Below are 21310 nucleotides of genomic sequence, written 5' to 3'. Positions count from 1 at the left end.
GTGTTCATCACCGGTATGACGATCTATAAGACTAAAGCTGTGAGAGTAGCCCCTCTGCCTCACCCTTCTGGGTATCATCACCCTCTTCGAGCACCTCATTGAGAATACTGCGCGCACCATCAGGGTCTCCCATATCGATGTAGGCCTTGGCCAGATCGAGCTTGGTGCCAACTTCATCAAGACTTCCCATCAAGTGATTATCTTCGTCCGCGCTCTCGGCTGTCTCTGTTTCCAACTCACCCAGATCAAACTCGGGCACTTCATCTAACGAGATATCTGTGGATTCACCGGCATTAAGTGGTATCTCATCAGCCCCGCCCTCCTCAGGCAGATCAAAGCTACTCAGATCAAACTCACCCATTGAATCGGATACTGCCTCATCAGCTGCATCAGCAGTTGCCTCTTCAGGTAGATCAAGCTGCAGCTCACCGACATCACCCAAATCGAATACAGGCTCCTCATCAGCAGATGCCACCGGATCTACACTTGGAACCACTGGATCGGAAGTCGCGCTCTCATCCAGTGAGAAATTCAAATCACTCTCTTCAACAACCTCCGGGGTTACATCACTCTCAACTGTCTCATCGAGATTAAACTCACCCAGATCGATCTCAGCCGTGGCGCTATCGGCACTCTCAACAGTTTCAGAACCAAATTCACCACTATCGAGATCAATATCGAGTGAGAACTCCTCATCAGCGCCCAGGGTTGAGCTGATATCAGCATCACTAATCTCAGAACTCACCACTGCCGCATCATCAGCGGCCGTCATATCAGCGCCACCTGAAATAGTATCCAGCTCAGCAGAGAGCTCATCGGTACTGATGCCAGAACCACCAAAGATAGGATTATCAATGCCCAGCTCATTGCTCATCGCAACAACGCGATCCCACATAGGATCGCTCTGTCCGCCCAGAGAGGCGTAGAGCGATTCAGCATTCTCTTCGAAGGCGCGTTGATTCTTGGTCGCGTGATAGACCTCAAGCAACTTCAGTTTAAGATCGTTGCGATCTGGTTCATTGGAAACAGCCTCGCTGAGCATATCCTCAGCCTGCTGGTAACGACCGTAGGCGATATAAACATCAGCCTCTGCAATCGGATCAACCTCGCTAACTTCGCTCTGAATATCACCCATACCACTAACAGAACCGAACTCACTCAGATTGGTCTGCTCTAGCGACGGCGTATCCAGCTGCTCCTCAGCAGCCGCTTCGCTAGTTTCACCAAAACCAGACGGTTTTGGTGATGCGGCCAAAATACTCTCCTGGAACTCGGTCATTCCCATACGACGACGACGTGCCAGAAGCCAGATGATCAGAGCGATGATAGCGATTGCGCCACCCGCACCCGCCAGCACTGTAGGATCCTCCATCGCATCTTCTACAAATTCAATGGTGTCATCGGTGTAATCAGAAATTTGCTCGAGGATCTCGTCGACCAGCTCCAGCTCCTCTTCTGATCCGACCTCAATCTCCGGCTCAGCAACTGCTACAGGCTCTACAGGCTTGGGAGCCTCTGCCACAGGTGTAACTGCAGGGGCTTTTTCGGCAACCGTTGTCTCAGCCGGCTCTATAGCCACTGTTGATTCAACCTCAACCGCTACCACCGCTTCGACGGGCTCCTCAGCTGCACGCCCCTGCATCGCAGCCAGCTCATCATCCTTTAGCTCCAACAGACGTTTGGCTGTCTCGAGCTGCTTTTCCAGCTCAGACATACGCTCCTGCAGCTCTTCGTTCTGCTGGCGTTGTGCCTCGGTAGTTTCGGCCAGTAGATTAAGTTCACGCTGCAACTCGGCATCGTTCGATGAAGCACTCTCAACACCATCAGCACCTGTCGCCGCCTCACTCACAGACTCCTTTGGAGCCGGCGCAACGATCTTCAGTCGACCACCGCTATCACCGTCAGCAGCTTCTGCAGGCACCGCATCTGCTTCGATCGCCTCAGGCGATGCTGTCGTTACCGATTTATCTTCACGCCACTTACGTGTCTGCTCACGTGTTGCCGCCCGGGCAGCCGCGTTATCAAATGCGAGGATTGTCTGGCGATCGGGCACACGCAGCACATAGCCGGTCTTAAGGTTATTGATGTTGTTGTTGAAAAACGCTTCCGGATTATGTCGCAGTAGCGCCTGCATCATCTGGTTGACCGAGATGGAGTTATCGGGACGAACCTTGCTGGCGATCTCCCACAGCGTCTCACCCTTTTTGGTCGGTCCATGCTCTGTAATTCTGGAAGGGGCTTTCGGCGCAGCCTTTCTCACTGGGGCAGGTGCTGGCGCAGCCTTCACAGGTGCCTCAATCGGCGTAGCGACGATCTCCTCTTCAATCGCAACCTGCTCAATCTTAGGTGTATCGATCACCGGCGCAGGCTCTGGCATCAGCGAGGGCGGATCGAGTAGCAATGTGTATTCACGCAGCAGACGACCGTTGGCCCAATTCACCTCAACCAGGAAATTGAGGAACGGTTCATCAATGGTACCGTCGCTCGAAACCGCAACAACCGGCTCGCCGCGATCTACACCTGCAACCGCGAACTTGAGTTTCAGCAGGATGGGAAGACGTTCGATACCGGCACGATCAAATGCGGCTTGGGAGGCGAGTCGCACCTCTGCACCTTTGAGTTCGTCCATGCGACTGGAGTGAAGCTTGATGGTTGCATCAAGCTTCTGATTGAGAGCCGAGCGAAGATCGATCTCTCCAAGTCCTAGAGCGTAAACACCCTGGATCGACGTTAATGCCATGACAATCATGACCGTGACCAGTTTTCGCAACATCCATTTCCCCTAATTACGCAAGACTTGTTATTTGTATTGATAGCTCAGAATAGCCGTTCACTGAAAAAATCCCACTTTCTAAACAGTGAAACTATCTGAACAACTGTCGCTAGTTGCCTGACTCTAAATGCTCTTTTACCAAAATTTCCGCGATTTGAACACCATTGAGTGCAACGCCTCGACGCACATTATCGGTTACCAACCACAGACTGAGACGTTCACCACCACTGATTGGCTGGCGAATACGACCAACATAGACCAGATCACTCCCAGCCGCTTCTGTCACTGCGGTAGGCATCTGCGCTGGCTCAGCGCCATTCATGACACTCACGCCAGGTGCAACATCGAGTAGTTTTTGCGCAGCATTTGCATCTAGCTGACCACTCAGCTCAAGATCGATACTCATCGAGTGACCGAAGAAGACCGGCCCCCAGATCAGCGTCGGGCTGACATCAATCGTCTCATCACCAAGGATCTGCTGCGCAGCCTGAACCAAAGCCCGTTCACTTTCTGCGTAGCCGTTCTCATCTACGACCTCAACTGCTGGCAATATATTAAAAGCGATCTGTTTGGCGAAGACATTTGATTCAATCGGTTTGAGATTGAACATGCTGGTTGCCTGAGTCGCCAGCTCCTCCATCCCAGGCTGCCCCAGCTCCGATACCGCCTGACAAGCCGTCACAGTGACGCATTTGATACCAACCGAATCGTGAATCGGCTTCAGTGCCAACAGCATCGCCACCGAAACGCTATTCGGTGCCGCAACAATATTGCGTCGACGATAGTTGGCCAGCGCCTCGGGATTGAGCTCTGGAATCACCAGCGGAACATCCAGCGCACCGCAAGAGTGACCGGTGCAGTCGACAACGACCACCTCTTCGGTCGCTGCAACCTCGGCATACTGTTCAGCAAGCGTACGATCACCCACCACAATAGCGATTTGCACCGTGGAGAAGTCGAACTTTTCGGCATCCTGCACCGCAAGGTTCTTTCCACCAAACGAGAGCTTCCCACCGGCACGCTCTTCATGTTCTACAAAGTAGAGTGCTGCCAGCGGGAACTCGCGTTCCTCGAGCAGCTCACGCACCGACTCACCAGCCTGAGTTGTCGCACCTAAAAGTGCAACCGAGACGCCTTCTGTCATGATCAATCCGACCTATGCTTCGAGAAGAATGCGTAGCATGCGGCGTAGCGGCTCGGCCGCACCCCACAACAGCTGATCACCGACGGTAAAGGCGGAGAGATAATCATCACCCATGGTCAGTTTGCGCATCCGTCCAACCGGGATGGTCAGGGTACCGGTCACCGCAGCCGGGGTTAGATCGGTCATCGAGACGTCGCGATCGTTTGGCACCACCTTCACCCACTCATTGTGGCTGGCGACAATGTCGTGGATCTCATCAAGCGGTACATCCTGCTTCATTTTGATAGTTAGCGCCTGACTATGACAGCGCATCGCACCGATGCGCACGCAGATACCATCAATCGGAATCTGTTTATCAGAACGACCGAGAATCTTGTTGGTCTCAACCTGCGCCTTCCACTCCTCCTTCGACTGACCGGATGGGAGCTGAACATCAAGCCACGGAATCAGAGAGCCGGCCAGCGGCACGCCCCACTTATCCTTTGGATATGTTTCAGAGCGTAGAAAGTCAGAGAGCTTTCTGTCGATATCGAGAATGGCACTGGCAGGATCGTTGTTGAGATCGACTACCTCATTATTGATCGCACCCATCTGCTTAATCAGTTCACGCATATTCTGCGCACCGGCACCCGAAGCCGCCTGGTAGGTCATTGGCGTGATCCACTCAACCATATCCTTCTCAAACAGGCCGCCGATCGACATCATCATTAGTGAGACGGTGCAGTTACCACCAACAAAGGTCTTGATGCCGTTGACCAGCCCATTTTCGATCACACCCTTGTTGACCGGGTCGAGTACGATGATCGAATCGTCAACCATGCGCAGCGTCGAAGCGGCATCGATCCAGTAGCCGTCCCACCCAGACTTGATCAGTTCGGGATAGACCTCCTTGGTGTAGTCGCCGCCCTGACAGGTGAGGATCACATCCATCGCCTTCAGCTCATCGACATTCTTGGCATCCTTCAGCACCGGCACATCCTTACCAACATCCGGTCCCGCCTGCCCCGCCTGTGAGGTGGTAAAGAATACCGGCTCAAACTGTTCGAAATCGGACTCTTCACGCATACGCTGCATCAACACCGAACCGACCATACCGCGCCAACCAACCAGACCTACTCTCATCATCGTCTTACCCTCAATCCTGTTCTTTACTGCTTAACCACGCATCGCGGCGATTACCGCATCACCCATCACATCGGTACCGATCTTCTCGCAACCCTCGGTCCAGATATCAGCCGTACGTTTACCCTGATCCAACACCGCATTAACCGCACTTTCTATACGATCGGCCATCGCCGGCTCATCGAGTGTGTAGCGCAACATCATCGCTACCGAGAGAATGGTCGCCAGCGGATTGGCCAGATTCTGGCCCGCAATATCGGGTGCCGAACCGTGGATCGGCTCATACATGCCCTTGCTGTTGGCATCAAGCGAGGCCGAGGGCAGCATGCCGATCGAGCCGGTCAGCATCGCTGCGCAGTCGGAGAGGATGTCACCGAACATGTTGGTGGTGACCATCACATCGAACTGCTTCGGTGCGCGCACCAGCTGCATCGCCGCGTTATCGACATACATGTGTGAGAGTTCCACATCGGGGAACGCCCTACCCTCCTCGATCATCACCTCACGCCACATCTCAGTACACTCAAGCACGTTGGCCTTATCGACCGAACAGACGCGCTTGTCACGCTTCATCGCAATATCGAAGGCGACCTTACCGATACGACTCACCTCTGACTCGCTGTAGACCAGGGTGTTGTAACCCTGGCGCTCGCCGTTATCGAGCGCACGCACGCCGCGTGGTTGGCCGAAGTAGATACCACCGGTCAGCTCACGCACGATCATGATATCGAGCCCGGAGACCACCTCTGGTTTCAGTGTTGAGGCATCAGCGAGCTGCGGATAGAGAATTGCTGGACGCAGGTTGGCAAACAGTTCCATACCGGCGCGCAGACCAAGCAGTCCCTTCTCAGGGCGCACCTCGATTGGCAGCGACTCCCACTTGTAACCACCAACAGCACCGAGCAGCACCGCATCAGAGGCCTTGCAGAGATCGAGCGTTGTATCGGGCAGCGGTGTGCCGGTTGCATCGTAGGCGGTACCACCGACCAGCCCCTCTTCCATCTCCACATCGAGCCCGAAGTCGGACTTCAATACATTAAGCACCTTAACCGCCTCAGCGACGATCTCCTGGCCGATGCCATCACCTGGCAGAACTGCAATCTTCTTTGTCATCTCTAATTTCCGTCTATCAAATTTAATCAGTTAGCAAAGAGCCACGGCGCTTCACTCTTGCGGCGCACCTCGTAGGCCTTTATGTCGTCTACATGCTGCATGGTCAGGCCGATATCATCAAAACCGTTGAGCAGGCAGTGCTTGCGGAAGGCATCGACCTCAAAGGTGATCGACTCACCTGCCGGGGTGTTGATCGTCTGCGTTTCAAGGTCGACCGCCAGCTGATAACCCTCGCTTACCTCAACCTCTTTGAAAAGTTGATCAACCTTCGTCTCGTCGAGCACGATCGGCAGGATGCCGTTCTTGAAACAGTTGTTGAAGAAGATATCGGCAAAGCTGGGCGCTATGATCACCCGAAAGCCGTAATCCTCCAAGGCCCACGGCGCATGTTCCCGCGAAGAGCCACAACCGAAGTTCTCACGCGCCAGCAGAATATTGGCACCCTGATATCGATCCTGATTGAGCACAAAGTCGGGATTGAGCGGGCGCTGGCTGTTATCCATACCCGGCTCACCGTGGTCAAGATAGCGCCACTCATCAAAGGCGTTGGGACCAAATCCGCTACGCTTGATCGACTTCAGGAACTGCTTTGGAATGATCGCATCAGTATCGACATTAGAGCGATCCAACGGCGCTACGAGCGCATCCATCTTTTCGAATTTATCCATTACTAAGCTCCCCCATCTTGCGCACATCGTAGAAGTGGCCGGTAAAGGCCGCCATCGCCGCCATCGCAGGACTAACCAGGTGGGTGCGGCCGCCGTTACCCTGACGCCCCTCAAAGTTTCTGTTTGATGTTGAGGCACAGCGCTCACCCGCTTCGAGCCGATCGGCATTCATCGCCAGACACATGGAGCAACCCGGTTCACGCCACTCAAATCCCGCCTCAACAAAGATCTTGTCGAGCCCTTCGCTCTCGGCCTGCTGTTTGACCAGACCGGAGCCCGGCACAACCAGCGCCTGTTTCACGGTCGGCGATACCTTGCACCCCTTGTCCAGTGCATCCTGCGCCACTACAGCGGCCGCACGAATATCTTCAATTCGCGAGTTGGTACAGGAGCCGATAAAGACCTTATCAATCGGAATATCGCTAATCGCCATCCCGGCATCGAGATTCATATAGTCGAGCGCACGACGCATCCCCTCCGCCTTGACCGCATCGGTCTCATCTTCTGGATTAGGCACGCTGGCATCGATACCGACCACCATCTCAGGTGAGGTACCCCAGGTAACCTGCGGCTGGATCGAAGCGGCATCGATCATCAGCTCGGTATCGAACGCCGCCCCCTCATCGCTCTTCAGATCACGCCACGCCTCGACCGCCTGCTGCCACTGCTCACCCTTGGGCGCGAAGGGTTTGCTCTCGAAGTAGTTGATGGTCTTCTCGTCGACCGCCACCATACCAGCACGAGCGCCTGCCTCGATCGCCATGTTGCAGACCGTCATGCGCCCTTCCACCGAAAGATCCATAATCGCCTCACCGGCAAATTCCAAGGCGTGACCGTTACCACCTGCGGTACCGATCTCACCGATGATGGCGAGCACGATATCCTTGGCGGTCACACCGGGACCAACATGGCCCTGCACGGTGACACGCATGTTTTTCATCTTCTTCTGCACCAGACACTGGGTGGCGAGCACATGCTCCACCTCAGAGGTGCCTATACCGTGCGCCAACGCACCGAAGGCACCGTGGGTCGAGGTGTGCGAGTCGCCACAGACCACCGTCATACCGGGCAGGGTTGCACCCTCCTCAGGTCCGACCACGTGCACGATGCCCTGACGCGGATCGTTCATCGGAAAGTAGGTGAGGTCGAACTCCTTCACGTTGGCATCAAGCGTTGCCACCTGAGTACGTGCGACCGGATCCTCGATACCTTCAATGCCGCTACTCTGACCGGTGGTCGGTACATTGTGATCGGGCGTGGCCACCACCGACTCTTTACGCCACGGCATGCGTCCCGCAAGACGCAGCCCCTCAAAGGCCTGCGGTGAAGTCACCTCATGCACGAGATGGCGATCGATATAGAGCAGAGCAGTACCACCCTCTTCGGTGCGCACCACGTGGGCATCCCACAACTTGTCATAGAGTGTTTTTGCAGTCATAGCCTTTGACCTCTTCAGAATTCGCTTTCAATAGTAGAGCGCCGACAGTGATTACTCAAATTCATATTTATCATGTAATCTATTCCTTGCTGGAATAGATGACTGGATATTTACCATGGACATCCCTGCCCTGAACGCCTTTGTCACCGTTGCCGAATCTGGCTCCTTCTCCCTTGCCGCCGAACTGATCCACCTTACCCAACCCGCGATCAGTAAACGCATCACCGCTTTGGAGAGCGAACTCAACTGCCGCCTGTTCGACCGCATCTCACGACAGACCACACTGACCGAGGCCGGAGCTGCGCTGTTACCACGAGCCAGGCAGATTCTTGAACAGATCGAAGATAGCAAGCGCACCCTCACCAATCTCTCTGGCACCATCGGCGGTCAACTTACCATCGGCACCAGTCACCATATTGGTCTGCACCGGCTACCACCGATTTTACGCAGCTACGTTGATCGTTATCCGCAAGTCGATCTCGATATCCGCTTTCTCGACTCTGAAGCGGGCATGCAGGCCGTATTACACGGCGAACTGGAGCTGGGACTGATCACCCTGCCAACTGAATCACCAGCCGGATTGATTACACATACTATCTGGGAGGATCCGCTCGCCTTCATCGCCGCGCACGATCACCCGCTGACAAAACTGAGCGCAATCACCGCTAGTTCTCTGGCCAACTACGACACCATCCTCCCCTCCGAGGGGACCTATACCCGACAGATCATCGAGGCGAAGTTCGCCCCACTCGGTATCACACCCAGGGTCAGTATGGCGACCAACTATCTGGAGACGATCAAGATGCTGGTTTCAGTCGGCCTGGGATGGAGCGTGCTACCTCGTTCAATGGTTGATGAAGAGGTATCTGTGCTGAATGTAGAGGGGATCGAACTGAAGAGGATTCTGGGGTTGGTGCAACACCCGCAGCGCACCCTATCGAATGCGGCAAGTGCCCTTAAACAGTTACTACTAGAGATCGTACCAAGCGAGGCTCTCTAACCGTTCATCGCTGTGTGCAGGCGCTCACGCAATCGCATGACGGCTTCCACATCCCGGCCGCGACTCTGGGGCGGCTCTGGCATCAGCGAAACCGCTTCCATATAGCGCTCGGCAAACATCTCTTTAACCCGCGAAGAGGAGAAGGTCTTGAGTTTCAGCTCCAACACATCGAGCTGATGTAAGCGACCGTTCAGCGAAGGCGCTGAAAAGACGTAGAGACGACGCATTTTGAGCTGCTCGCGCAGGAACTGGTAGTAACTCTTCGGGCGACCGCTATGTAGTTTAATGGTTGGAGTCTTCCACTTCACCTCGCCCCGTGCATATTTGCTGGTGACGATCTTGCCACGCGACGAGCTGATGCCAGCGATATTGTCACGCAGCATATTGAAAGGTTGAACAGAGGTACGACGGAAGGTTCCCTCTTCGGTCTCGGCATAGATCTCGATACGAGGCACTTCGCCATGATCACTATAGACAGGAATTGTTACACTCACCACCAATGCTCCCAGCAGAAAATTCGTTTAAAAACAGAAACCAAACTCGGTTTCTAAAAATAGTAGCGACTGACTGTAACACAACTTTAGAAAACGCTAATACTAGGTAAAACCCTAAGCATTGATAAAGTGTGACCACCATCACAGATCACCAACACCTTTCGTGACACCCCTCCCACCTCAAGGACTGTCTGAAAGCGTGCCCACCTGGAAGATAGCGATCGCAACCGTACTGACTGCACCGCCCCGCCCATGAAGAGGAGAGAGGAGTGTGTAAAGACGGCACGTGGTGCAGAAAAGGTAGAGGATGCAGGGCATCTGGTAAAGCCCCCTACCTTTCAGTCATGAGCACTACAGCCGAGGCGGAAGTGATCCGTTACGAAGCCGCCTCACCGCCCTGCGCGCCATCGATAAAGCGCCAGACGATAAAGAGCGCCAGCAGACACATCAGTCCGGCGATATAGAAACTGACGTAACCCCCCATTGAATCCCAGACATAGCCGCTGTAGAAGGCACCAAACGCCCCGCCTGCACCAAAGCTGACCGAACTGTAGAGCGCCTGCCCTCGCCCGTGATGACGGCCGGTGAAGTGGCGATGGAAGTAGGCAATTGCCACGGCATGGAATACTCCGAAGCTGGCGGCGTGGAAGAGCTGGGAAAAGAGCACCACCGGGAGGCTCTCCGGCATCGCACCTGTCAGCCACCAACGTAGCGCCGCTAACGAGAAGGCGAGCATCAAGAGCCGTTTCAGCCCGACACCTTTCACCATACGGTGCATAATGAGAAACACCCCCACCTCCGCAATCACACCCAGCGCCCAGAGCTGACCAATCAGGGTACGGCTATAGCCGTAGCCCTCCATGTAGATCGAGTAGAAGGTGTAGTAAGGGCCATGACTCGCCTGCATCAGAAAGCAGACTACCAGCAGCGCGATCACCTCGGGACGTTTCAGCACCTCGGTAATCGAGCCCTGCCGCTCATGATGCGGAGGACTCTGCTGCTCGGGCACCAGCAGACTCATCACCCAGATAGCGATAAAGATCGAAAGCAGGATCGCGGGCAGCAGGGTAACCGAATCACCCTCCAGCAACGGTCCAAGTACAGCCACCGCCACAATAAAACCGATTGAGCCCCAGAGTCGGATTGCGCTGTAACGGTGGGTATCGCTCCCCAGGTGTTTGAGTGTGACCGTCTCAAACTGAGGCAGGGTCGCATTCCAGAAAAAACTGAAGAGCAGCATCACCGCCATCAGCCACCAGTAGGAGGTATCAACGAAGACCGCCACAAAGGCGATCACCGAGAGCAGCGAGCCGATCCGTACCACCGCCATACGTTTGCCGGTGTGATCAGCGATCCATCCCCAGATGTTGGGCGAGACGATCTTGGTCGCCATCAGCACCGCCATCAACTCACCGATCTCCAGCGCACTGAAACCAATATGCTGCAGATAGAGACTCCAGTAAGGCAGCAACGCGCCCAGACTGGCGAAGTAGAAGAGGTAAAAGGTGGAGAGTCGCCAGTACGGCATCGTTTATCGGCTATTTATTATCTATTCGGAAATCGTTAACGAACCAGGCCCCATTCAGGGATAGTGGGTGGCTAGACCTCACCCCACATACGTACCAGATTGATATAGCTGTGATCGACCCAGTCACACTCCTCACTCTGTGGCGAGCTCTTCAACAGACTGTTACGCGCCTGACCCAGCTCATAGAGGATCTCGCGCTGCGCCGGATCGCGCACCACACTCTGCGCCCAGCCGACTGCGACCATACGCTCTCCACCGGTCACCTCAGCCACGCGGTGCAATGTTCCGGAGGGGTAGATCACCGCATCACCGGCAGCGAACTTCACCTGCTGTTCACCCCAGTTGGTGCGTACCGTTAGCTCCCCGCCCTCGTAGGCGTCGGGCTCGGTAAGAAAGACGGTGAAGGAGACGTCGGTGCGATAGAGCGGACCGGGTGCGCCCATGATCGGATCATCGACGTGACTGCCGTAGCTCATTCCAGCCGTGTAGCGGGCAAATAGTGGTGTGGCGATCTTGTAGGGGAGTGCCGCCTGATTGAAGATCTCGCTGCGATGCAGTGCACCGATAATAATCTTCGCCAGTGGGTCACGCTGCGGCTGGTCACGACCCAGCTCCAGATTCGATTTAACCCGTTCTGCCGCCTGTCCTGCGGTCAGCTTGCCATCGACAAACTGCGACTGGTTGAGCACGTTGACCACCGCCTGCAGCTCTTCGCTCTCCAGCACCTTGGGGATATGCAACAGCATCTCGACGCTCCTCTAATTCGTGGCGTTCAAATAATCTGAAAAGGTGTGCGTGACAAAAAACGCCATACGCTTCTACTTGGGTGAGGCAGGGATCTGCGGTGTCTTCGAATCGACATCGAAGTTCTGTGCACGGTGGCGCAGCAGATGATCCATCACCACCATTGCCATCATCGCCTCGGCAATCGGCGTAGCGCGTATACCGACACAGGGATCGTGACGCCCCTGAGTCACCACCTCGATCGGCTTGCCGTCGAGATCGACGCTGCGACCGGGAATGCGCAGACTCGAAGTCGGCTTCATCGCAATCGAGGCGAGCAGATCCTGACCACTGGAGATACCGCCCAGTACACCACCGGCGTGATTACTGAGGAATCCCTCGGGGGTAATCTCATCGCGATGCTCGGTACCGCGCTGCTCCACGCAGTCAAAACCCGCACCAATCTCGACACCCTTAACCGCATTAATGCTCATCAGTGCATGGGCCAGATCGGCATCGAGACGATCAAAAATCGGCTCACCCAGACCGGCCGGTACACCACTGGCAACAACATTGACCCTGGCCCCGATCGAGTCGCCATCCTTGCGCAGTGCATCCATGTACGCCTCTAACTCCTCGACCTTGCTGGCATCGGGGAAGAAGAAGGGGTTCTGTCCAACCTCACTCCAGTCAAACGCCTCCGCCTTGATCGGACCAAGCTGCGCGACATAACCACGAATCTCGATCCCGAGCGTGGCGAGATATCTCTTCGCCACCGCGCCAGCCGCAACCCGCATCGCCGTCTCACGCGCAGAGCTGCGCCCACCACCGCGGTAGTCACGCAGCCCATACTTCTGCTGATAGGTGTAGTCGGCATGGCCGGGACGAAAGGTCGCGGCAATATTGGAGTAGTCCTTGGAGCGCTGATCGGTGTTGTGAATCAGCAGCCCAATCGGCGTGCCGGTAGTCACACCCTCAAACACACCCGAGAGGATCTGTACCTCATCGGCCTCACGACGCTGCGTAGTGTGGCGCGAGGTACCCGGCTTACGTCGATCAAGATCGCCCTGCAGGTCTTCGACCGTAAGCGCCAATCCGGGGGGGCAACCATCGACAATACAGCCGATTGCGGGACCGTGACTCTCGCCAAAGGAGGTCACCGTGAAGAGTTTTCCGAAGCTATTTCCTGACATGGCGGCTATTGTAGCGACAAACGCGGAAGTCGTCCTGTAATTTTTGGCTCATATTACCGAGAGCTGAGCCGCTCACCCGTGCTGCTGACTCGCGCCGCCATTACGCAGCTTCTCACTCAGTTCAACGCGATTTCGCCCTCGCTCCTTGGCGTAGTAGAGCGCCTCATCTGCCTCGCCAATCAGCAAAAAGGGAGGGGTCTCGGCCGTTGGGGTGAGCGTGGTAATACCCAGGCTGACAGAGATACAGGTGGAGACATCTGAGGAACTATGACGGATGCGCAGCTTGGCCACCTCATTCTGGATCTGTGCAGCCAGATTGAGTGCTCCCTGAGTGCCGGTAGCAGGCAGCAGCACCACAAACTCCTCGCCACCATAACGTGCCACCAAATCAGCAGGGCGCTGCGTTGCCTGCTGCAGGGCAGCGGCAACGCGCTTCAGACAATCATCTCCCGACTGGTGGCCGTAGGTGTCGTTAAACTGCTTGAAATAGTCGATATCGAGCAGAATCAGCGAGACCTCATACTCGCCACCACGCAACGAACGCTTCCACTCATTCTCCAGTGCCGCATCGAACTGACGACGATTGGCGATACCGGTCAGGCCGTCAAGCGAAGAGAGCTTCTGTAATTCCTTAATACTATCCCTGAGTTTTTTCGTCATGCCGTTAAAGGCTTTGGCCAGGGCGTGAAACTCTTTCAACGAACGTCCCTCAATCTGTGTATCGAGGTCGCCGCGGGTACAGCGTTCGATCTGTCCCATCATATTTTCTACCGGCCGGAACAGGAAGCGATTAAAGAGCCATAACGCTAACAGCAGCGAAGCGAGCGTAAGCGAGAGAAAACCGAATGTGGTGCGCAACTGGGTGTCATACATCTCAGCGTTGAGCTCTTCGACATTCTCCATCGCTACCAGACGGAAGGCGGGCTCACCATTGTCGCTCATCATCACGTACTCGACTGGCAACCACTCGAACTGCTCCCGACCACTACCATGACTCTGATAGATCGGTGTGCCGCTCATGTTAAAGATCTCTAATGGCATCTGAATAATCTCTGCAACACGAGGCAGATTAAAATTCGGCTGCACTACCAGCTCCAGATAACCCTTCACCCTCAACCCACCCACCGGCACTAGTACCGAGTAGAGCGGACCGATAGGCGACACCCACAGTCCGCCTACGGCCTTGAGCCGATCGGCACCGCTCCGGGGCTTCGCACGCGTATAGAGGAAGGGTGGCAATCCCTGAGTCAGATCGGCACTGCCACGCCGACTCTCGGCCAACTGCTGTAGCTCAAGATCGAAAACACGCAGCTTCACCAGCTCAACATCGGCCACCCCGACAAAGCCGGTGATAAAGGGATCATCGAGCACATCGAGCAGGCGCTTGCGTCCCCCCTCTTCAGCCAGCTGCTGCAGACTGTCACGAAACTCATCGCGCTTCTGTAGCGAGAAACCGACCGAGACCACCTGCGAACGCAGACTCTTGATCACCTCGCCTCCCGCCACCTCAATCACACGCGAGAGCGATTTGATCTGTGAACCGAGCGCAGCCTCACGAAAGTGACTGCCCGCAACGAGCGAAAGAAAGGCAGAGGAACCACCCAGGATGAGCAAAATGCCGATAGAGAGCACTCTCAGTGAGACGCGTTCAATCCTCATCAACAACTCCCTGTCGATTGATGCAGTAGTCCATTATTAACAAAGATAGATCCATCAGCGTTTATCAACCTCACTGCACAATCGGCAGCTCCTTGTTGATCCACTCTTTCCAACCGCCTCGGAACCAGTAGATGTTTCCATAACCCCAGCCCAACGCACGCCGCACCGAGTTGCTGCTGCGCAGACAACGCGGTCCGTTACAGTAAAAGGCAATCGGCGTGGTGAATTCTGGGGCAACAGCGTCGAGTTTCTCCGGGGTCATCTCAGTATCGAGCAGGAATATGGCCCCCTCGATATGCCCTTTGGCGTACTCGGTATTTTTACGAGCATCGACAATAATCAGTTCTGGATTGGAGATAATCAGATCGACCAGCTGCTCAGCGGTGACGATAGTGGCACCTGGAATGCTCTCTGGTGCCAGCGGTTTCTCGGCATAGAGCGGTGTTGCGATGAAAAGTAACGGAACCACAAAAAGCCATTTTTGTAGCATCGTGAACCCCCTGTTCTTTTATTATTTTTTATAATTACTCACCAATTGTAAGGGGATGAACGGTGAATAACAAAACAGTAACTGTGACGGCGATCACACTACCGCCGCCACAGTGGTGAAGCCTTAGATCACTTTAGAAAAACGCTGCTCACTCTTTTCACGCAGGTAACGATCGAACACCATACAGACGTTACGAATCAGCAGCTTGCCCGCAGGAAGCACACGAATCATATTACCCTCCAGCGCCAACAGCCCATCCGCCTGCATCGTCTGCAACTCACCCAGCTCAGTGCTGAAGTAGTTGGCGAAGTCGATGGAAAAATCGGAGGCGATCTTGTTCATATCGAGCTCGAAGTGGCAGATCAGCTGGGTAATCACCTCACGGCGTAGCTTGTCATCGGCATTAAGTTCGATGCCGCGGAACACCGGCAGACGTCCTGCATCGATCTCGGCGTAGTAGCCCTCGAGATCTTTCAAATTCTGGCTATAGCTGTCGCCAACCATGCCGATCGAGGTAATACCGAGTCCAAGCAGGTCGCAGTCGGCATGGGTCGAATAGCCCTGGAAGTTACGGTAGAGACTCCCCTCACGCTGCGCCACCGCCAGCTCATCGTCAGGCTTGGCGAAGTGGTCCATGCCGATATAGACGTAACCCGCCTTGGTCAGCTTCTCGATGGTCAACTGCAGGATATCGAGCTTCTCCTGCGGGGCCGGCAGATCGTCCTCATTGATACGACGCTGCGGCTTGAACAGCTCTGGCAGATGGGCGTAGTTAAAGACTGAGAGACGGTCGGGATCGATGGTCAGAATGCGGTCGAGGGTGGCATCGAAACTGGCCACGCTCTGGAACGGTAGACCATAGATCAGATCGAGTGAGATCGATTTAAAGCCCTCCGAGCGTGCCGCTGAGAGTGCGCCAAGGGTCGATTCCTCGCTCTGGATACGGTTAACCGCCTTCTGCACCCTGGGATCGAAATCCTGTACACCGAGACTCATGCGATTGAAGCCGAGTTCACGCAGCAAAGCGATGGTATCGGTCTGAACCTCACGTGGATCGATCTCGATCGAGTACTCGCCGGTATCGTCATCATGCAGCTTGAAACACTCGCGGGTTTTGTCCATCAGCGCACGCATCTCATCATGGCTGATAAAGGTCGGCGTACCGCCGCCCCAGTGGAGCTGGTCGACGGTGCGCTGATGATCAAACAGCCCCGCCTGCAGCTCCATCTCACGGTGCAGACGCTGCAGATAGGGCGATGCCTTGGTGCGGTCCTTGGTCACCACCTTGTTGCAGCCGCAGTAGAAGCAGACGGTGTCACAGAAGGGGATATGGAAGTAGAGCGAGATCGGTCCGCCCTTCTCATTACTGCGTTTGGCCCACTCGATATATTCGGCCTCGGCAAAGCCGTCATGGAACTTCACCGCCGTCGGATAGGAGGTATAACGCGGACCCGATTTGTCGTATCGACGAATCAGTTCAATATCAAAAGTGAGACTCTGATCCATCAATTATTCCTCTTCTTCTTCAACACCCAGCCCCTTGCGGTGGGTCTCATTGATCATGCGAAATAGAAACTTGAAAGGCAGTTGACGATCGGGTGCAGCATCGACCACCGCGATAAAATTCAGGTCTTCATTCTCGAACTGGTAGCTACCATCAGCCATCGACTGACGCAGCTCCTTCACCATCTGCTCCAGTGGTTCGAGAAACGGCATCGTCCCCATCGACTCACCATCATACTCACAGGCAAAACGCAGCTCCTCAACTTCATCGATCGCCTGATCGACCAGGCTTACATACGCTTCTGCTGTCTTGGGTCGTTTAATCATGGAAAACTCTCGCCTCGCTAAATCTACAAAACTAACTCTATTCACTTATTCGAAATCGGCCTGATGCTCATCGAGCTGCTCGGCGGTGAGCAGGAAGATACCGTGCCCGCCGCGCTCAAAATCGAGCCACATGAACGGCACCTGCGGATAACGCTCAGCCAGCGCATGCTCGCTATTACCGACCTCGACGATCAGTATACCGCCTGGATTGAGGTGACGCCGTGCCTCACGCAGCATTCGCGCCACTACATCGAGTCCATCATCACCCGCTGCCAACCCCAACTCCGGCTCATGCCGATACTCCTGCGGCAGTGCGGCCATATCTTCAGCATCAACATAGGGGGGATTGCTGACAATGATGTCGTAGCTCTGATCACCGAGTGCCTCAAATAGATCTGACTGTATCGGGTGTACCTGCTCGCCCTGCTTGTGCTTCTGCACATTAACCTTCGCCACCTCAACCGCATCGATGGAGATATCGACCGCATCGACCTGCGCCTCGGGGAAGGCGTAGCCACAACCGATCGCGATACAGCCACTACCGGTACACATATCGAGCACTCGCCCCACCTGCTCATACTCGATCCACGGCTCGAAGTGGTTCTCGATCAGCTCGGCGATCGGCGAGCGCGGCACCAACACCCGCTCATCAACGTAGAACGGCATATTGAGGAACCACGCCTCGTTGGTCAGATAGGGGGCGGGACGGTGCTCAATCACCCGGCGTAGCAGGAGCTCCATCACTGCACGCCGCTCACTCATGGTCAGGCGTGCATCCATATACTGTTCTGGAATCTTTGGCGGTAGATGCAGCGCATGCAGCACCAGATAGGCCGCCTCATCGAGCGCATTATCGGTGCCGTGACCGAAATAGAGCTTCGCCTCGAGAAAACGGCTCATGCCCCAGCGAATGAAGTCGCTGATGGTGTGCAGGTCTTGAATCGTCTGTTCAGTTTCGTTCATCGTGCCGGCCCGGCTGGAAAGTCGCCCATCATAAACGATGGCGAGAAATGGCGACAGAGCACCACTACAGACAGCGTGGGCATAGTCGGGCTAGAATCGGCGCAAACAACAACCAAACGGACACCATGGACAAGCGCACCAACGCACCCGGCGCAAGCCTGCTCGACTACATCAAGGGCGCCCCACAGATCCTGCTCCCCGGCCACCTGCTTTCAGGGCTGATGCACCGCTTCACTCGTATCGAAGCCGCCTTCCTGCGCATCCCTTTCACCCGCTGGTTCGCCCGCAAGTTCAAGATCGACATGGAAGAGGCGGTCAACACCGACCCTGCCAACTTCCGCGATTTCAACAGCTTCTTCACCCGTGCCCTGAAATCCGACGCCCGTCCGATCTGTGAGGGTGAGAACACAATCGCCTCCCCCGTCGACGGCCACGTTAGCCAGGGCGGCGGCATCAACGACGGCTCTATCTTCCAGGCCAAGGGGCGCGCCTTCAGCCTCTTCGAGCTGCTCGGCGGCAGCGATACACTCACCGAAGAGTTCGAGGGGGGTGACTTTCTCAACATCTACCTCTCACCGCAGGATTACCACCGCATCCATATGCCGATCACCGGCACACTGCGCGAAATGCACTACGTACCGGGCCGCCTCTTCAGCGTCAGCCCCGCCACCGTTCGCGCGATCCCACAACTCTTCGCCCGCAACGAACGCGTCATCTCCATCTTCGACACCGAAGCGGGACCGATGGCGATGATCAAGGTCGGCGCTATCTTCGTCTCCAGCACCGAAACCGTTTGGCATGGCGAGATCGGCCCACGTGGTCCGCAGCCGTGGAGCAAAAGCTACGAAGGGAAAGAGGCCGTCACCCTCAACAAAGGCGACGAGATGGGACGCTTCAACATGGGCTCCACCGTCATCCTCCTCTTCGCCAACGGCAAAACGAAGTGGCTACCCGATTTCACCAATCATCAACACCCAACCCGCATGGGTGAACAGATAGGCCATAGAGTAGAGGCTAGAAGCTAGAAAATCATTCAGGGAACAGGAGAGAGGCAGCAGGATGCAAAACGCCACCACACCACACACACAATAAACCGGGCTGCCAAAGGGAGAACTCTTGGCTTCATAACGCGTTATATGAGCCATCCGCATATCACAATATATGTGCCGGCCACATAATCTACTGTTATGCGATAAAAGGAAGGGGGTCACAGATGTATAGAAATGGATTCAAGTTTGTTTTTTTGTTGTTGTTTTCTATGAGTCATTCTTTTGCCGATTCTGACTACTGGAAACTAGAAATACCTATCATGGATGGGGGTGTTGAAGTTGAACGATATAGCAGCAAGCAAAAGGCTACAATTAAATTAAGATACAAGTTGCTTCTTGATAAACACACTTCCCCAGTTGTGTTTTATAACAATTTCTTTGATTCGAATGGCTGGGAGCACCATATGAAGGATACTTTCAACAAGTATCCAAGCCAATTCACTGAACCACCATTTGAAAAATGGAGTAGTTCTTCTGCAACATCTAAAGATGGTGAGTATGGAATAGCATTTAGTTCTATATGGCAAAATAAAACAATAGGAAGTAATGCAACTGTTTCCATGTGGGCATCTAATCTAGAAGGAGAGCTACTCGATGCAGACATTGAAGTTCAAGTATCACCTGACATTGATGCTTCGCCTTTTTTAAAGTTGGTTCAAATGGTTCAAGCCAATCCAAAGGGACTACTGAAATTAGCTAAGGTAGCTGGAGGCAACCCATTTAAGATTGACGAAATAAACATTGAAAAAGTGAAAGCATTAGAAACTGATGATGATTTTATTCTAAATTATATCGAAGCGGTTGATGGATTGGTTAGTCAAATACAAACCTTTTCTGAAAAACATATAAAATAATTCACTAATGTCTTTTTACCAACCAGATATACGCATAACCAAAAGCTCAACACAGACCCATGCTACGGCGCTTCTTTTGTGGAAACGCTTCACCAATGCTCCACAAAATAACCACAACATGCTCTGGCTAGCAAAACGTCATGTGAAGGAATTAATATGGATAAATTTCTAGAGGCCGCAATTGATGAAGCGAAAAAGGGATGGCCGAGGGTGGTGTTCCAATCGGATCGGTACTCGTTATTGATGGAAGAATAGTTGGGCGAGGTCATAACAAGCGAGTGCAAAATGGAAGCGCAGTATTGCACGCAGAAATGGATTGCCTGGAAAATGCGGGGCGAATTAAGGCAGCAGATTATCGTCGAGCAACCTTGTATTCAACATTATCTCCCTGTGATATGTGCAACGGTGCCGCCCTCCTCTATGGGATCCCAAAGATAGTTATAGGAGAGCACCGTACATTTTGCGGACCAGAGAGCTATGTAAAGTCACGAGGCGTTGAAGTGATAGTTATTGATAACCAGGAATATCATGAACTTATGCAGACGTTTATTGAAAACAATCCAGAGCTGTGGAATGAAGATATTGGCGAATAGAACCCACATAACAAGTCATTAAATCAAAGGCTCAGAGCACTTGATCGACGCACACCAACAGGGACAACCAAACTCAAGGGAACTGAGCAGACGATACAAAAACTGATCGGTTACACCGCCATTGCATCTGGTGTCTACCTCCTTACAGAAAATGAGATCTTTCTTGGCTCCCTAATCTTTTTTATTGGCGGCGGCGTCGCGAACGGGGCCGACCACGGCACCTGGGTTAGCTACCACTTTGATGGCGACAGTGGCAGTGGAGACTGTGGCGGTGAATAACTAGAACAATCGGCTGTCCAAGCTATGCAGGCTGGATTGAGCTAATGCGATATCCAATATAGCGACTGACATCCATTACACCCGATAAACGCACTATGCTCTTCCCCATCCTCAACAGACGTGTAGGATTGACATGATTTTCTTGACCACGCGGCGATTATTATGCAGACACCTCAGCACAAGCCCCGGGAACGCACCACGACCTTAACCACGTTAATTCAGAACGAAAAACAGAACGCCTTCAGACGTTAAAAGAATCTGCTTAAGTGTAGTGACTAAAATCACAGGATCAGAGCACTTATCGGGGAGTCGCTATTTTTGCGGAAGCTTGTTTTGGGCGTCCAAGCCCAAGCAAGCGGCAAATACTTAACGCGACCGTTTATGCCTACGGCGCCCC

The 21310-nt window shown here is 54.2% G+C and carries 18 protein-coding genes and 1 pseudogene; 4 read left to right on the top strand and 15 right to left on the bottom strand.

Annotated features, from left to right (window positions below):
- Positions 1–31: 31 nt before the first annotated feature.
- The 6 genes from BOW52_RS06210 to leuC form a co-directional block, all read right to left on the bottom strand.
- Complete coding sequence (locus BOW52_RS06210; protein ID WP_078483232.1) at positions 32–2773, bottom strand: FimV/HubP family polar landmark protein; 2742 nt, start codon at positions 2771–2773, stop codon at positions 32–34.
- Positions 2774–2882: 109 nt separating this feature from the next.
- A complete protein-coding gene (locus BOW52_RS06205; protein ID WP_078483231.1) occupies positions 2883–3917 on the bottom strand; it encodes an aspartate-semialdehyde dehydrogenase in 1035 nt (344 codons plus the stop codon).
- 12 nt (positions 3918–3929) lie between these two features.
- Entirely contained in the window at positions 3930–5042 is a 1113-nt protein-coding gene (gene asd, locus BOW52_RS06200; protein ID WP_172840204.1) for an aspartate-semialdehyde dehydrogenase, read from the bottom strand.
- 30 nt (positions 5043–5072) lie between these two features.
- Positions 5073–6152 (bottom strand): 3-isopropylmalate dehydrogenase, encoded by a 1080-nt coding sequence (gene leuB, locus BOW52_RS06195; RefSeq protein ID WP_078483230.1) that lies wholly within the window; start codon positions 6150–6152, stop codon positions 5073–5075.
- 26 nt (positions 6153–6178) lie between these two features.
- On the bottom strand, positions 6179–6820 hold the full coding sequence (leuD, locus tag BOW52_RS06190) for a 3-isopropylmalate dehydratase small subunit (protein ID WP_078483229.1): 642 nt from the start codon (positions 6818–6820) through the stop codon (positions 6179–6181).
- Positions 6813–8258, bottom strand: coding sequence for a 3-isopropylmalate dehydratase large subunit (gene leuC, locus BOW52_RS06185; RefSeq protein ID WP_078483228.1), 1446 nt, complete (start codon positions 8256–8258; stop codon positions 6813–6815). The genes leuD and leuC overlap by 8 nt, the downstream gene beginning before the upstream one ends.
- 115 nt (positions 8259–8373) lie before the next feature.
- Here leuC and BOW52_RS06180 point away from each other — a divergent pair, with 115 nt between their 5' ends.
- On the top strand, positions 8374–9258 hold the full coding sequence (locus BOW52_RS06180; RefSeq protein ID WP_078483227.1) for a LysR family transcriptional regulator: 885 nt from the start codon (positions 8374–8376) through the stop codon (positions 9256–9258).
- Here BOW52_RS06180 and BOW52_RS06175 read toward each other — a convergent pair.
- The 9 genes from BOW52_RS06175 to prmB form a co-directional block, all read right to left on the bottom strand.
- The gene (locus BOW52_RS06175) at positions 9255–9752 is read right to left on the bottom strand and encodes a hypothetical protein (RefSeq protein WP_135622106.1); all 498 of its coding nucleotides are present in this window, start codon (positions 9750–9752) and stop codon (positions 9255–9257) included. The two genes, BOW52_RS06180 and BOW52_RS06175, sit on opposite strands and share 4 nt — an antisense overlap.
- Before the next feature lie 376 nt (positions 9753–10128).
- Positions 10129–11280: an MFS transporter gene (locus BOW52_RS06170; protein ID WP_078483225.1), complete on the bottom strand. Its 1152-nt coding sequence runs from the start codon at positions 11278–11280 to the stop codon at positions 10129–10131.
- A 71-nt stretch (positions 11281–11351) separates the two neighbouring features.
- A complete protein-coding gene (locus BOW52_RS06165; protein ID WP_078483224.1) occupies positions 11352–12026 on the bottom strand; it encodes a Fe2+-dependent dioxygenase in 675 nt (224 codons plus the stop codon).
- A gap of 72 nt (positions 12027–12098) precedes the next feature.
- Positions 12099–13196 (bottom strand): chorismate synthase, encoded by a 1098-nt coding sequence (gene aroC / locus BOW52_RS06160; protein ID WP_078483223.1) that lies wholly within the window; start codon positions 13194–13196, stop codon positions 12099–12101.
- A 72-nt stretch (positions 13197–13268) separates the two neighbouring features.
- A complete protein-coding gene (locus BOW52_RS06155) occupies positions 13269–14855 on the bottom strand; it encodes a GGDEF domain-containing protein (protein WP_078483222.1) in 1587 nt (528 codons plus the stop codon).
- Positions 14856–14925: 70 nt separating this feature from the next.
- Positions 14926–15345 carry a rhodanese-like domain-containing protein gene (locus tag BOW52_RS06150; RefSeq protein WP_078483221.1) on the bottom strand — a complete coding sequence of 140 codons (420 nt, stop codon included), beginning with the start codon at positions 15343–15345 and terminating at the stop codon, positions 14926–14928.
- 123 nt (positions 15346–15468) lie between these two features.
- Positions 15469–16851: an oxygen-independent coproporphyrinogen III oxidase gene (hemN, locus tag BOW52_RS06145; RefSeq protein ID WP_078483220.1), complete on the bottom strand. Its 1383-nt coding sequence runs from the start codon at positions 16849–16851 to the stop codon at positions 15469–15471.
- A 3-nt stretch (positions 16852–16854) separates the two neighbouring features.
- Entirely contained in the window at positions 16855–17175 is a 321-nt protein-coding gene (locus tag BOW52_RS06140; protein ID WP_078483219.1) for a hypothetical protein, read from the bottom strand.
- Between the two features lie 45 nt (positions 17176–17220).
- The gene (gene prmB / locus BOW52_RS06135) at positions 17221–18138 is read right to left on the bottom strand and encodes a 50S ribosomal protein L3 N(5)-glutamine methyltransferase (RefSeq protein WP_078483218.1); all 918 of its coding nucleotides are present in this window, start codon (positions 18136–18138) and stop codon (positions 17221–17223) included.
- 125 nt (positions 18139–18263) lie between these two features.
- Between prmB and asd (BOW52_RS06130) the strand changes: the two genes are divergently transcribed.
- The 3 genes and pseudogenes from asd (BOW52_RS06130) to BOW52_RS06120 all read left to right on the top strand — a co-directional run bounded on the left by asd (BOW52_RS06130) (position 18264) and on the right by BOW52_RS06120 (position 20634).
- Positions 18264–19163, top strand: a complete 900-nt coding sequence (asd, locus tag BOW52_RS06130; RefSeq protein ID WP_078483217.1) for an archaetidylserine decarboxylase — start codon at positions 18264–18266, stop codon at positions 19161–19163.
- 188 nt (positions 19164–19351) lie between these two features.
- On the top strand, positions 19352–20041 hold the full coding sequence (locus tag BOW52_RS06125; RefSeq protein WP_078483216.1) for a hypothetical protein: 690 nt from the start codon (positions 19352–19354) through the stop codon (positions 20039–20041).
- A gap of 156 nt (positions 20042–20197) precedes the next feature.
- Positions 20198–20634, top strand: a pseudogene (locus BOW52_RS06120) (nucleoside deaminase).
- The last annotated feature ends 676 nt before the right edge of the window (positions 20635–21310 follow it).

It is taken from the genome of Solemya pervernicosa gill symbiont, from assembly GCF_002020875.1.
Lineage (GTDB): Bacteria > Pseudomonadota > Gammaproteobacteria.
Note: the sequence above shows the minus strand (reverse complement) of the source record. Positions and strands in the feature narration are given on the sequence as shown.